The 13,540-nt window shown below is 68.7% G+C and carries 13 protein-coding genes; 8 read left to right on the top strand and 5 right to left on the bottom strand.

All coding sequences use genetic code 11. From position 1 onward, the window contains the following. The first annotated feature begins 16 nt into the window (after positions 1 to 16). The 4 genes from ACHZD8_RS13145 (at position 17) to ACHZD8_RS13130 (ending at position 4,129) form a co-directional block, all read left to right on the top strand. Positions 17 to 1,093 (top strand): ATP-binding cassette domain-containing protein, encoded by a 1,077-nt coding sequence (locus tag ACHZD8_RS13145; protein WP_394770877.1) that lies wholly within the window; start codon positions 17 to 19, stop codon positions 1,091 to 1,093. An 11-nt stretch (positions 1,094 to 1,104) separates the two neighbouring features. Then, the gene (locus ACHZD8_RS13140; RefSeq protein WP_394770895.1) at positions 1,105 to 1,965 is read left to right on the top strand and encodes an ABC transporter permease; all 861 of its coding nucleotides are present in this window, start codon (positions 1,105 to 1,107) and stop codon (positions 1,963 to 1,965) included. A gap of 43 nt (positions 1,966 to 2,008) precedes the next feature. Next, positions 2,009 to 2,770: an ion channel gene (locus ACHZD8_RS13135; RefSeq protein WP_394770876.1), complete on the top strand. Its 762-nt coding sequence runs from the start codon at positions 2,009 to 2,011 to the stop codon at positions 2,768 to 2,770. Positions 2,771 to 2,914: 144 nt separating this feature from the next. After that, entirely contained in the window at positions 2,915 to 4,129 is a 1,215-nt protein-coding gene (locus ACHZD8_RS13130; RefSeq protein ID WP_394770875.1) for a GAF domain-containing protein, read from the top strand. A 19-nt stretch (positions 4,130 to 4,148) separates the two neighbouring features. Here ACHZD8_RS13130 and ACHZD8_RS13125 read toward each other — a convergent pair whose 3' ends face one another. Then, a complete protein-coding gene (locus tag ACHZD8_RS13125; protein ID WP_394770874.1) occupies positions 4,149 to 5,894 on the bottom strand; it encodes a gamma-glutamyltransferase family protein in 1,746 nt (581 codons plus the stop codon). A 230-nt stretch (positions 5,895 to 6,124) separates the two neighbouring features. On the opposite strand from ACHZD8_RS13125, the gene ACHZD8_RS13120 reads away from it, so the two are divergent. The 3 genes from ACHZD8_RS13120 to ACHZD8_RS13110 are packed head-to-tail and all read left to right on the top strand — an operon-like array spanning position 6,125 to position 8,553. Next, on the top strand, positions 6,125 to 7,297 hold the full coding sequence (locus ACHZD8_RS13120) for a hypothetical protein (RefSeq protein ID WP_394770873.1): 1,173 nt from the start codon (positions 6,125 to 6,127) through the stop codon (positions 7,295 to 7,297). A 60-nt stretch (positions 7,298 to 7,357) separates the two neighbouring features. Next, positions 7,358 to 7,738, top strand: coding sequence for a DUF2834 domain-containing protein (locus ACHZD8_RS13115; RefSeq protein ID WP_394770872.1), 381 nt, complete (start codon positions 7,358 to 7,360; stop codon positions 7,736 to 7,738). Between the two features lie 8 nt (positions 7,739 to 7,746). Beyond that, the gene (locus tag ACHZD8_RS13110) at positions 7,747 to 8,553 is read left to right on the top strand and encodes a Pr6Pr family membrane protein (RefSeq protein WP_394770871.1); all 807 of its coding nucleotides are present in this window, start codon (positions 7,747 to 7,749) and stop codon (positions 8,551 to 8,553) included. Here the strand turns inward: ACHZD8_RS13110 and ACHZD8_RS13105 are convergent. Beyond that, positions 8,474 to 9,886: an FAD-dependent oxidoreductase gene (locus ACHZD8_RS13105; protein ID WP_394770870.1), complete on the bottom strand. Its 1,413-nt coding sequence runs from the start codon at positions 9,884 to 9,886 to the stop codon at positions 8,474 to 8,476. The two genes, ACHZD8_RS13110 and ACHZD8_RS13105, sit on opposite strands and share 80 nt — an antisense overlap. A 74-nt stretch (positions 9,887 to 9,960) precedes the next feature. Between ACHZD8_RS13105 and ACHZD8_RS13100 the strand changes: the two genes are divergently transcribed. Then, positions 9,961 to 11,130 (top strand): cation:proton antiporter, encoded by a 1,170-nt coding sequence (locus ACHZD8_RS13100; RefSeq protein WP_394770869.1) that lies wholly within the window; start codon positions 9,961 to 9,963, stop codon positions 11,128 to 11,130. Between the two features lie 134 nt (positions 11,131 to 11,264). Here ACHZD8_RS13100 and ACHZD8_RS13095 read toward each other — a convergent pair whose 3' ends face one another. From ACHZD8_RS13095 to ACHZD8_RS13085, 3 genes are all read right to left on the bottom strand, one after another. Next, complete coding sequence (locus tag ACHZD8_RS13095) at positions 11,265 to 11,951, bottom strand: Pr6Pr family membrane protein (RefSeq protein WP_394770868.1); 687 nt, start codon at positions 11,949 to 11,951, stop codon at positions 11,265 to 11,267. A 32-nt stretch (positions 11,952 to 11,983) separates the two neighbouring features. Beyond that, positions 11,984 to 13,417 carry a lipase maturation factor family protein gene (locus ACHZD8_RS13090; protein WP_394770867.1) on the bottom strand — a complete coding sequence of 478 codons (1,434 nt, stop codon included), beginning with the start codon at positions 13,415 to 13,417 and terminating at the stop codon, positions 11,984 to 11,986. 24 nt (positions 13,418 to 13,441) lie between these two features. Next, positions 13,442 to 13,540, bottom strand: a 99-nt coding sequence (locus ACHZD8_RS13085) for an integrase core domain-containing protein (protein ID WP_394770894.1), incomplete at its 5' end; no start/stop codon positions are given.

Below are 13,540 nucleotides of genomic sequence, written 5' to 3'. Positions count from 1 at the left end.
CGGATACGTTCGCAGCATGACCTTCATCGAGGCCAGGGGCCTGAGCAAGACCTATTCACCCCGCGGCGCGGGACCGGTGCATGCCCTCGACGGGCTCGATCTGGTCGTTCCCCGGGGAACGGTCACCGCCCTGCTCGGCCCCAACGGTGCGGGTAAGACCACGACCGTCAAGGTGTTGACGACCCTCATTCGTCCCGATCACGGCACGGCGACCATCGACGGCATCGACGTGATCGCGCATCCCGACCGCATCCGGCCCATCATCGGGGTCTCCGGACAGTACGCGGCAGTGGACGAGAACCTCACCGGGTTCGAGAACCTCGATATGGTCGGCCGGTTGTATCACCTCGGCGCGCGGCAGTCACGGGCCAGGGCTCGGGAGTTGATCAGCCTGTTCGACCTCGAGGAGGCTCAGAACCGACCGGTGAAGGGGTTCTCGGGCGGGATGCGCCGGCGGATCGACCTCGCCGGGGCGCTGGTCACCCGCCCCAAGGTGCTCTTCCTCGACGAGCCGACCACCGGCCTCGACCCGCGAAGCCGGCTCGGCATGTGGGACATCATCACGACGCTGGTCGGGCAGGGCACCACGGTGCTCCTGACGACGCAGTACCTCGAGGAGGCGGACCGACTCGCCGACAGCATCTCGGTGATCGACGACGGAAGGGTGATCGCCGAGGGCACGGCCGACGAGCTAAAGGCCTCGATCGGCGGGCAGCGCGTGGAGATCAACCTGGTCGACCCGGCCGATGCCGGCATCGCGGTCGAGATCCTGCGGCGGTTCGGCAGCTCCGAGCCCAAGGGCAGTCCGGAGGGGAGGGAGTTCACGGTCAATGCGGTCGATGCCCCGGCGGCGCTGCAGTCCATCCTCGCCGAGTTCGGCACTCGCGACATCCGCCTGTTCGACGCGGGAATGCGGCGGCCCACCCTCGACGACGTCTTCCTCAAGCTCACCGGGCACATGGCCACGGAGGAGGATGAGGCGGACCAAGACCACCCGGGAGGCAAGGGCGGGCGGACGGGAAGGAAGAATCCCGGGCGGGAAACCGGCAGGGCGGACGCCGCCAACAGGGACGAAGTGGGGGCGGCATCATGACCGAGGCGAGCCTGTCAACGACGGAGCGGTCCACGGCGCAACAGCCAGGCTTCGGGCAACGGAGCGCCTCGACGGCGATCGGCAACTGGTTCTCCGACGGCTGGATCACGACCAGGCGCAACCTCATCAAGATCAAGCGGGTGCCGGACATCCTCGTCTTCACCACGCTCCAGCCGATCATGTTCGTGCTCCTGTTCACCTACGTCTACGGCGGCGTTGTCAAGATTCCGGGGAGCAACTACACCGAATTCATCATGGCGGGCATCTTCGCCCAGACCGTGGTGTTCGGCTCGACCTACTCAGGTTCGGCGATGGCGCAGGACCTCAAGGACGGCATCATCGACCGCTTCCGCACCCTGCCGATGAGCCCATCGGCCGTGCTGATCGGGCGCACCAACGGCGACCTGCTGATCAACGCGATTTCGATGGCCGTGATGATGACAACGGGATTCATCGTGGGGTGGCGCATCCGGTCGAGCTTTCTCGAGGCGGCGGCCGCCGTGGCTCTTCTCCTGCTGTTCGCCTACGCGTTCTCCTGGGTGATGGCGTTCATCGGCATGAGCGTGCGCAGTCCCGAGGTGATCAACAACGTGTCCTTCCTCGTGCTTTTTCCGCTCACCTTCATCTCGAACGCCTTCGTGCCGAGCAACACCCTTCCGACGCCGCTGCGCATCTTCGCGGAGTTCAACCCGGTCTCGGCCCTCGTGCAGGCCGCGCGCGAACTGTTCGGAAATGTTCCGCCCGGCACTCCCGTGCCGGACAACTGGGCCCAGCAGAACCCGGTGCTCACGGTCCTGATCGGAATCACCGCTTTGCTGCTCGTCTTCGTGCCACTCGCGATCCGAAAGTTCGCCCAGGTCAGCTCGCGGTAGCCCCACTAGCCGGGCGCGGTGCGGCGGCGATACTCTCCGGGGTATGACCGAAACCCGAGAAGATCGTTGGCGACGACGGGCAGACGTGCCACTGGTGATCGTCGCCGCCGTGTTCATTGCGGCCTACGCCTGGTACATCATCGGCGACCTGCACGGCACGGCCGGTGAGATCGCCCAGGTCGTGATCTGGGGCAGCTGGGGCCTCTTCGCCGTCGACTTCCTGATCAAGCTCGTGCTGGCGGAGAATCGCGGGCGCTGGTTCCTCGGCCACCTGATCGACTTCTTCCTCGTGGCCCTGCCCTTTCTCCAGCCGCTCAGGCTCCTTCGCGTGTTCACCCTCTTCGCGGTGATGCAGCGCATCTTCGGCAAGGCCCTTCGCGGAAGGATCGCGATCTACGTGATCGGCTCCTCGATGCTGCTGGTGTTCCTCTCCGCACTGGCGGTGCTCGAGGCAGAGCGGCCCGCACCGCACTCGAAGATCACCAATTTCGGCGACGCCATCTGGTGGGCGTGCGAGACCGTCACCACGGTCGGATTCGGCGACTTCGTGCCGGTGACGATCGAGGGCAGGGTGGTCGCCGTCGGCCTCATGGTCTGCGGCCTGGCCCTCGTGGGCGTGATCGCCGCGACCCTCGCCTCCTGGCTCATCGCCCAGGTGTCGATAGTCGAGGAGGTCGAGGCACAGGAGACTCGCGCCGAACTCACCGAGCTGATCGAGATGGTCGGGGCGTTGCGCCTCGAACTCGCGCAGCTGAAGGTCGCGAACCCGAGCGCCCCGGAAGGATCACCACCCGGCCGTTCCTGACTCGCCAGGCCCTCCGTCCTGGCTCGCGCAGGTGGCATTGAGACACGACGTGCCTGATGCGGCGCCGCGACGACGTGTCGGCGTACGATGAGTTGTCGGGGTCTCCGTGCCGCGGCGTAGTTGTCTTGTCGGGGGGACATGCGGATGCTGTGGTGGTGCGTCTCCGCGCTCGCTCGCCCGGCGGTGCGACTCTGGACGGTGACGATGTCCCGCTATTGGGACGCCCCGCCCCGGCCGATGGGTCTTCCCGTGGTGCACAGTCAGGGAAGCGCGCCAGACCGGATCCTGCTCGTCGGCAACGGCCCGGCGGTCGGCTACGGCGTGCTGAGCCATGACCTCGCCCTTCCCGGAGCCCTCGCGCGGCAACTGTCGGCGCGCACGGGCAGGGCGGCCGACATCGACGTGCACGCTGACGGCACCCTCACCGCCGCGACCATCATCGCCGCACTCGGTTCGCTGCGATTGGAGCGATTCGACGCCATCATCACCACCATTGGTTTCAACGAGGTGCTCGCGCTGACCCCCGGTCGCGCGTGGGAGAACCAGCTCGGTGCGCTCATCGCGCATGTCGAGTCCGTGGCGCGGCCCGCTCCGCAGCTACTCATCGTGGGGGTGCCGCCGATCGAGGCGATCTCGCAGTTCCCCCGACCGCTGCGGGCGCTGCTCAACCATCAGGCGCGACTCATCAATGCGCTCAGTCGACGCGCCTGCTCGGGCCACGCGCGGGCCACCTTTGTGCCGTTCGTGCCGCCGGTGGCCACGGACACGGAACGCTACCGTGGCCGGGACACCTACGAACGCTGGGCCGCACTCATCGTGCCGTGGCTGCACAATCGGATCGACCGGACCGAGCGTTCTGCGCGCACGGCCCGGCCCGACGAGAAGGCCAGGCAGCTGGCGCTCGACGCACTCGGCATTCTCGACACGGAGCCGGAGGAGAAGTTCGATGCCATCGCCCGCACGGCCAGGGACCTCTTCGGTGCCACCGGGGCGGCGATCATCTTCATCGATCACGATCGCCAGTGGATCAAGTCGGCCAGGGGCATGCCCAACGAGATAACGCCGCGAGCGATCGCATTCTGCGACGTGACGATCACGGGCACCGAGACCTTCGTCGTCGAAGACGCGACCCGAGACTCGCGCTTTCGCGATCATCCGCTCGTGCGGGGCGAGACCCACCTTCGTTTCTACGCCGGGCACGCGATCGAGGCATCCGACGGGCATCGGGTGGGGGCACTCTGCATCGTCGACACGGAGCCGCGCAGCTTCTCCGGATCGGACTCGGCCCTGCTGCGCTCGCTCGCCATCCGGGTGCAACGGGAACTGTGGGCCCGGTCGGAGAGCGACCTGACGGGCTGAGGAGCGTCAGCCGGGGGTGCTAGCGCCCGGCCGCGTAGCCCTGGGCGCCGCGAGGATTCGCCGCGGCACTGAGGGTGCCGGTCGTCGGGTCGATGCCGACGGCCGAGATACGGCCGAGAGTCCAGTCGCCGACCCGGGTGACCCGATGTCCGCGGGCGACAAGGTCGTCGATCACGGGGTCGCCGAGTCGACCCTCGGCCACCACGCCTCCGGGCTCCCAGGTTCGGGGCCAGAACGAGCCGGGATACGAGGTGGAGTGGAACATCGGCGCGTCGATCGCCTGCTGGGGCGTGTATCCGCCCACGAGCGTGCGCAGGAGGTAGAGCAACTGCCACAGGTCCTGCTGGTCGCCGCCGGGGGAGCCGAGGGCCGCGATCGCCCTTCCGTCCCTGAGCACCAGCGTGGGGGTGAGCGTGGTGCGGGGCCGCTTCCCCGGAGTCAGCGTTGACGGCGAACCCGGCTCGAGCCAGGTCATCTGCAGCCGCGACCCCAGGCAGAAACCCAGTTCCGGGATGGTCGGGGACGACTGCAGCCACCCGCCGGAGGGCGTCGCCGCGATCATGTTTCCCCAGCGGTCCACCACGTCGATGTGGCAGGTGTCTCCGCGGGTCTCGCCGCTCGAGGCCACCGTGGGCTCCCCGACCCCGGCGAAACTCGGGTCGTACTCGGTGCGCAGGGTGGGGACGAACGCGTCGAAGCCGGGCACGGTTCCCGGGCGGAACTCGAGGGACGCCCGATCGCTGATCAGCGACCTCCGCTCCGCGCTGTACTCGGCGGACAAGAGGAAGTCGAGCGGCACCCTGCGGTCGCCGTAATAGGCCTCGCGGTCGGCCATGGCGAGCTTCTCGGCCTCGAGGATCGTGTGGGCACCGAGCGCCGTCGACGGGTCGAGGTGCTCGTCGTCGAACCCCTCGAGGATGGCGAGCATCTGCAGCAGCGCCGGCCCCTGGCCCCACGCGCCGGTCTTGGCGATGGTGTAGCCGCGGAACGTCGCCGTGACGGGCGCCTCGAAACCCGCGACGAAGAGGTCAAGGTCCGCGGCGGTCATCACCCCCGCGTGATCGGTGCCCGAGGAGTGCCGGTGCGGGTGGCGCACGAAGGCGTCGATCTCCCGCGCGACGAAGCCGGTGCGCCAGGCGTCGCGCGCGGCGTCGATCCGGGATTCCCTCGTCGGTCCGTCGTCGGGATGGCTCGAGGTCTTAGCCGCATGGACGAGACGCTCGAGCGTGCGGGCGTATGCCGGGTTGGTCACGATCTCACCGTCGACCGGCGCGCGGCCGTTCGGCATCCACTGGGCGGCGGAGGTCGGCCAGTGCTCGGCGAACAGCTCGGACACGGCGGCGATGGTCGCGCCGACCCGGGCGAGCACCGGATGCCCCTTCCGCGCGTACCCGATCGCATAGGCCAGCACATCGTCGAGTTCCCAGGTGCCCAGCTCGCGTAGCAACAACAACCAGGCGTCGACGGCGCCGGGCACGGCGGCGGCCAGTGCGCCAGAGCCGGGCACGAGGTCTAGCCCCTCCGCCCGGTAGTGCTCCGGCGTCGCCGCCTCCGGTGCCGGTCCCTGGCCCATGAGAACGACCGCGGAGCCCGGGTCCCGAGCGGTGGCGAAGAGCCCGGTCATGTCACCACCGGGCCCGTTGAGGTGCGGCTCGACGACGTGGAGCACGAACGCACCGGCGACCGCCGCATCGAAGGCGTTGCCCCCGCGCTCGAGCACCGCCTGGGCCGACGCGGTGGCGAGCCAGTGCGTCGAGGCGGTCATCCCGAAGGTGCCCGTGAGCGTCGGGCGGGTCGTGAAGGCTTCAGGTGGAGTAAACGTCACAGTGTTCCGAGAGTAGACGTCCGCGCGCCGATCCCGAAAGCGGCCGTCGACCGTGACGCCCGATCGGGGGGCCCACTAGCCGACCGAAACCCATGCCACGGCGGTAGAATCACGCAAGACAACTGCCCAGACCTCGCAGACCGATCTTCCGGTCGATGGGGTTGAGGACTATGGCGATAGTCACTGCACTGGTGCGGCCGATCGCGCGGGTGTGGCTCGCCTCGGTTTCGCGGGCGTCTCTCGATCTGTCGAGGCCCACCGGCGCTCCTCACGTGCACGCGGACGGGCCCGATGCCGATCGAATCCTCCTCGTGGCAGACGGGCCGTCCGTCGGGCACGGCCAGCTCTCCCACGAACTCGGCCTCGCGGGCCACCTCGCGAGGCGACTCTCGGCGCTCACCGGGCGCGGCGCGGAGATCGACATCATCGCGGAGGGCAACCTGACGGCGGCGGGATGCCTTTCCACCCTGGCCGGGATGGACCTGTCCCCGTTCGACGCCCTCGTGCTCACGATCGGAGCCAACGAGGCGCTCGGGCTGTCGTCGCTCGGCATGTGGCGGCGACAGCTCGTGGATCTGCTCGACCACGTGGAGAACACGGCCTACGGGGTGCACACGTTCGTGATCGGAGTGCCGTCCTCGACATCCCGCATCCACTTTCCTCGGATGCTCGCGCGCATCGTCGATCGGCAGGTTGTGCTGCTCAACGAAGCTACCGCCGACGTGTGTGCCGGCCGGCCGAGCGTCACCCTGCTGCCATTCGACCCGCCACTCTCCGCCGGTGGCGACCGCAATTCGAGCAAGTCCTTCGACGGTTGGGCCAGCCTCATCGCGCCGGCAATGAGCGAGAAGCTCGACATCGCGAGCGAGCGGCCCCGCGAGGTGCGGGCCTCGGCCGAGGTCGCGCGCCAGCAGGCGTTCGATGACCTGACCGTGCTCGGACCCGAGTCGGAGGGGAGGATCAACGTCGTCACCGCTCTCGCGCGCAACCTGTTCGGAACGACCGGCGTTGCCATCGTCTTCAGGAGGGGAGACGAGGTGTGGGTGAAGTGCTCGCTGGGCATGGACGGCTCCGCGGACGCCAGGATCGCCGAGCTGTACCGCCTCACCTCGGGTGAGGTCGGTCTCGCGGTGATCGAAGACACGGCGACCGACCCCAGGACCTCCCACGACGCGTCATCCGGCCACGATGACATCCGATTCTTCGCCGGGTTTCCGATAACCTCCCCGGACGGATTGTCGGCTGGGGCGTTGTGCATTGTCGATTCCGGTCCTCGCACGATGTCGCGGCGCGAGGAAGGGCTGCTTCAGGCCCTTGCCGGACGGGTGCAGGAGGAACTCTGATAGCGGCGCGCCGTCGACGACCGGTGGCGTCAGCGGGTCGGGAGGCGGCACGATGAACAGATGATCAAGAATGTGACGCCCCTCGCCGTCGTCTACCTCGTGCTGAGTCTGCTCGGCCTCGTCGGCACGTGGACCTTCAACGCCTTTGCGATCGTGCAGGCGCGAGACTTCATCGGCGACTGGGTCGGCAGCGGCCCGGCGGTCTCCTCCCTCACCGTCGACCTCCTGGTCGTGGCCGTCGCCGGAAGCGTGCTGACCATCGTGGAGGCACGCAGGCTCGGGATGAGGTTCGGCTGGCTCTACGTCGTGCTGGCGGGCCTGACGGCCTTCGCCTTCACCTTTCCCCTCTTCCTCGCGGCACGCGAGATGACTCTCCAGTCGGCGCGGCTCTCCGGCCGGAACCCGACGGTCGATGAGGGGAACCCAGACACGGGTTCGTAGACTGCCAGTTGCAGCCCGACGCGAGATTCGCGCGCGTTGCGGCGGAGGTGGGCGGCACGGTGACGGTTCGGGCGGCGTTGGGCGCCCTGCGACTCGGCATGGCCACGCTCTGCCTCGTCGCACTCGTGGCCCGGTTCGTCTGGGGCCTCGGTTCGGCGACGTTCACCCCCGGCAACTTCTTCGCCTACCTCACCGTGCAAAGCAACATGGCATTCGTCGTGGTGTCCGTCATCACGGGTCTGATCGGCCTGCGAGGCGCGAACGATCCGCCCTGGCTCGACACCACGAGAGCGTGCGTGCTCAGCCTGACCGTGTCTTCCGGCGTGGTGTTCGGCTTCCTCGTCGAACAGGCCGGGGCCCGGGGCTTTCGCATCGACGTGCCGTGGTCTGACCAGGTGCTGCACTTCTGGTTGCCGGCGATAGCCCTCCTCGACTGGATCGTGGCCCCCGGGCGACGTCGCGCGCTGTGGCGCACGGTGGCGCTCGTTCTCGTCTTCACGGTGGGCTGGGGGCTCGTGACACTCGTTCGAGGCCCGATCGTGGGGTGGTACCCCTACTTCTTCCTCGACCCGGCGCAGGTGAGCGGACCGGGCGAATTCTTCCTCTTCGGGGGGATCGCGCTCACCCTCTTCGGCGGAATCTCCAGCGGACTGGTGGCGATCAGTCGAACCCGGCCGCTCTACGAACGATGGGTGGAGAGGGAGCCACGCTCCAGCGCCGCCAACTCGGACCCGGCTATTGTGAGGCCGGTTGCGCCGAACCCGCGAACGGCACGAGTGCGCGCAGCGCTGAGTCGATTACCTGGTCGTCGCTGAGTTTGGCGACCCGGCGGGCCGCGTCGCCGCCGACGATGCCCACGAGCACCGGCTCTCCCGTGACTGCCTCGAGGTTGATCCAGGAGGTGAAGTCGTCGTCGGTGCCGACGAGGTTCCAGGCCGCGGCATCCGTCGACCAGAAGGGCTTGTCGAACCTCAGCCACACCGTCTCCACGGCGCCCATGCCCAGGGCCTGGATGGCGGCGCGGTGCGAGAACGGCAGGAGCGGCTCGAACGCGATGGAACCCTGCTGCAGCACGCCGAGCGGCACGGTGACGACCGCGCGGTCCACCTTGAGAGATTCCCCGGTGCCGAGCTTGAGACTCACCCCCGAGTCGCTGTAGGCCACTCCGACCACGGCGGTGGAGAGTGAGGTCTTCACGCCGTCGAGGGCGTCGGTGATGAGCGCGTCGAACCCGCCCATGACGAGACGGTCGTAGTGCACGTCTTCATCGATCCCGAACCAGCTCGACAGGCGGGAGTCTGTCGCGCCGTTGGTCGTGGCGAGCGAGGCGAGGTACTGGTCGAGCAGGGCGGTTCCCGCGAACCCGTCGATCGTGGAGGACGCGGCGGTCTTGGCCGCACCGGACTTGTCGAGGGAGGACTTGAGACTGGAATCCTCGGCCTGCGCGGCGGCCCAGTCCGTGGCTGTCTTCACGGCGGTCGGACCGACGGTGTTCTCGGTGGTGGCGCTGGCCCCCGGGCGCGCGAGCAGCGTGCCGGTGAAGGGGTTCGTCTCCACGCCGAGGGAGGCGAGCCTGGTGAGCAGCGCGGCATCGGTGGCCTTGCCCAGTCGCCAGGCGCCCAGTTCGACCGAAAGCGGCCACGACTTGGATGTGCGGGTGTCGATGCGACCGCCGGGCCGGTTGCGCGCCTCGATCACGACCACGTTGAAGCCGTCGAGGGTGAGCAGCCGCGCGGCCTCGGCCCCCGCGGCGCCGGCGCCGATCACCGCGATCCGCTCACCGGCCGTCGCGGCATCGGCAACGGCGCCCGCCGCTCGCGCGCCCGAGTTCTGCGCGCCGAGGACGGTGCCAGGAAGGTCGTTCGACGTTGCCTCTCCCGCGAAGAACAGCCGGCCGATGACGGGCTCCCGCAGGTCGTCGCGGTGCTGTGGCGTGGCTCCCACCGCGAGAAAGCTATGCGATCCCAGACTGAACGGATCGGTGGTCCACTTGCTGCGCAGCATGCCAGCGGGCCGCGGAATGGCGAGTGAGCGGCTCGGCGACGAGGTGGGTGTGGGAACCGGTTTGCCGTCGGTGCATGCCGTCAACACGAGCAGGGAGAGACCCGAACCCGCCCCGACCAGGAAACTGCGGCGACTGAACGACATTTCATCGCCACTGTACTAGTAAATGACGGGCCGAAGCCCCGGGCGGCGGCCCGGCAGGAAGCTAGTGTGACCCCATGAGCTTCTCTCTGCTGGCGCTCGTCGTGCTTGTCGGGCTGCTCGGTGCGGTGCTCGCCGGCCGCTCGAGCTGGCACCTGCCGGTGGTGGTCGGGGAGCTTCTCGGCGGGCTCCTGATCGGCGCATCGGGGCTGCGGTTCGTCGACGCGGGGGAGCCCACCTTCACCGCCCTGGCCAACATCGGATTCGCCCTCACCATGTTCGTCGTAGGCTCCCACATCCCGATTCGGGACCGGACGGTGCGGTCCGCCCTCGGCCGCGGTGCCGTCGGCGCGGTGTTGGCGGCGGCGGTCGCGGTGGCCGCGGGGCTGGGCATCGCCGCGCTGTTCGGCACCGGGCATCCGGCGCTCTATGCGGTGCTGATCGCGTCCTCCTCCGCCGCCCTCGTGCTTCCCATCGCCGCGGCGATCGGGCTCACCGGTCCGTCGTCCCTGCAGCTGGTGGCGCAGGTGGCCATCGCCGACACGCTGTGCATAGTGGCGCTTCCCCTCGCGATCGACCCGGTCAACGCGGCTCCCGCCGCCCTCGGCGCCCTCGCGGTGATGGGGATCGCCGTTCTCGCGTTCTTCGGCCTGCTCGCCCTCGATCGCCTCGGGGTCCGCCAACGGGGACACAAGCTCTCGGAGCGGCGCAAGTTCGCCCTCGAGTTGCGGATCAGCCTGCTCCTGCTGTTCGCCCTCGCCGGCCTCGCCCAACTGACGCACGTGTCGATCATGCTCGCGGGTTTCGCCCTCGGCCTCGTGGTCGCCGCTATCGGTGAACCGCGACGGCTCGCTCGCCAGTTGTTCGCCGTGACCGACGGCTTCTTCGGACCGCTGTTCTTCGTCTGGCTGGGCGCCTCGATCCAGCTTTCCCACCTCGCCGCCCACCCCGTGATGATCCTGCTCGGAGTGTGCCTCGGGGCGGCGGCGATCGTGGCCCACCTGGCCGTTCGGCTCGTCGGCCAGCCCCTCCTCCTCGGGGTGATGGCCGCCGGTCAGCTGGGGGTGCCTGTGGCGGCGGCCACCCTCGGCACGCAGTTGCACCTCCTGAGGCCGGGGGAGGATGCCGCGCTGCTTCTCGGCGCACTCGTCACGGTCGCGGCCACGATGCTCGCGGGGAGCCTCCGGGCCAGGCACACCACGGGCCCGACCTCCTCCACGCAATCCGGCACCCACCCGGCCGGTTAGCGAGCATCGCTCTCGCGGCGGGGGATGATGCGCCCTGCGGCGGGGTTATGGGCTCGCGGAGGGAGTGCCTCCCGCCCCCAGATCATTTCTCCCGCCACGAGGGAATCTGCTGGGGACGGGGGAGGGGGAGTCCGCTAGGACGGCTCGCGGTCGGCGGCCTCCCGGGCGGCGACCAGCGTCGGACGGCGGGCTTCGAGGCGTGCCACCACGATGGCGGCCGAGGCGACCGCCAGGATGAACGCCGAGATGCCAACCACATAGACCAGCACGCTGAGGATGCCGCCGGGGCCGCCCGGTTCGAGGAACGGGTACGGATACCAGCCCGTGACCGCGCCCCGCAGCATCGTGAACGCGAGCCAGGCGAGGGGGTACGAGACCACGAGCCACAGTCGCGCCCAGCCGACTCGTGCCCGCCCGGGAGCGAACAGCCAATCGATCACGATCAGGATCGGCACCCAGACGTGCATCACCTCGTTGGGCCACTGCACGCCGTGATAGCCCGTACTCGGGATGTTGCGAAGCAGCACGTTGTACACGGCGGCGGTGATCACGGCGTAAGACAGCACCGCCACGCGCACGCTAGTGAAGAGTTCCGTCTCCGCCCGTGCGCGTAGCGCGAGCACGCCGCCGACGAGAAGAACCACCACGTTGATCATGCTCGACTCGATCGTGAAGTAGGCGAAATACTCCCCGGGCTTGAACGCGTCGTGCAGCAACTCGTCGGTGATCTGGGTGACGATCGCGGAGAGCACCAGCAAACCGAGAACCAGTCTGAGGGTGCCGACGCTCCGGCGAAGGGGGATGTCGGACGCCGTGGTCATCCGCTCAGGCTATCCGCTCGGGGTGGGCGCGGTCACTCCGGTGCGCGCAAAGCCATCGGTGGCATCAGCTCCCGTCGCTGGTCGCGCATCCAGCGCTGGCCGGTCTCCCGCTTCTCCGCCCGGGTCGAGAAGCGGTACCGATAGCCGAGCACGCGTACCAGCCGCGGGCGCTCCCCGTGGAATGGGTCGTGCCGCAGCATCCGCAGGGTCGGCCGGTCCGCCTCGAGCAGCCGGGCCAGGAACGCGTAGAACCAGGCCTCGTGCACCGAGCCGAGCGGCAGGAACCACATCAGCCAGTCCAGGCGCAGGTGGTAGGGCGCCCACTGCCGCGGCATTCGCCGGAGATCGCCCGGCTTGCCCTTGAAGTCGTATTCGCTCCACACAGACTCCTCATCCGGATCGTCGTCGAGCGTGCCCTCGATCACGATCTCGATCCGGCGCCGGGTGACGGAGCCGAAGGCGCCGTAGGCGTTCACCAGTTGCCAGCGGTTGAAGCTCGCGTTCATGAGCTGCCGCCGGGAGAACAGGTTGCGCACCGGCCAGTAGCTGAGCACTACCAGCAGCACCGTCACGACGAGCACGATCGCGAGCCACCAGATCGGACTCTGCGCCGACGCGCTCCCGAGCGGGATGACCGACAGCACGGAATGGGCGACGGGGTCGCTGACGGCGGCGAAGGCCAGGACGATGGTGATCCAGTTGAGCCAGGCGAAGTTGCCCGTGACGACGAGCCACAGCTGGGTGAGCACGATCACGGCCGCCGCGGCACCGGCCACCGGTTGCGGGGCGAAGAGCAGGAAGGGCACCACCAGCTGAGCGAAGTGGTTGCCGACCACCTCGGCGCGGTGCATCCACTTCGGCAAGAGGTGCGCCTGGCGGCTGAGGGGCCCCGGCATCGGCTGGGTCTCATGGTGGTAGTACAACGCCGTCAGGTCGCGCCAGGCGCGGTCGCCGCGCAACTTGATCAGGCCGGCCCCGAACTCCAGCCGGAAGACGAGCCAGGCGATGAGCAGAAGGATCGTCTTCGGTGGCGGCACCTCATTCGAGCCGAGGAAAGCGACGGTGAATCCCGCCTCGAGCAGCAGCATCTCCCAGCCGAAGCCGTAGAAGGTCTGGCCCACGTTGACCACCGACATGTAGAGAAGCCAGAGGCCGAGGAAGACGATCATCGGCAGCCACGGCGGTCCGGCCTGCGGCAGCCCCAGGACGACGGATGCGGCGAGCAGCATCCCCGTGCCGCAGACCGCCAGGAGGAGCCGGTCGGAATAGCGCCAGCGGAACAGGCTGGGCCCGCGCAGTCGTCGTGTGCCCTCCAGCAGCCTGGGCACCGGCAGCAGGCCGTGCTCGCCGAGCAGCACGCGGAATTGGTTTGCGGTGGAGAGGAAGGCGATGAAGAAGATCACGGCGATGCCACGCTGCAGCACCTGCCGCGCGAATTCGTAGTCCTGGGCATCGAACCAGTCCATGCGGCTCACCATACGCGCGCGCGGCTAGGTGTACTGCCCAGGGAGGTTAGTTAACCGGCTGATGGGTGGTTTGCCTCCGATGGCGGTGTGGGGTCTGTGGTGATTGTAGTCATGGAGCCATGC

Origin of the sequence: Lacisediminihabitans sp., assembly GCF_043726815.1 — a bacterium.
GTDB lineage: Bacteria > Actinomycetota > Actinomycetes > Actinomycetales > Microbacteriaceae > Lacisediminihabitans.
Note: the sequence above shows the minus strand (reverse complement) of the source record. Positions and strands in the feature narration are given on the sequence as shown.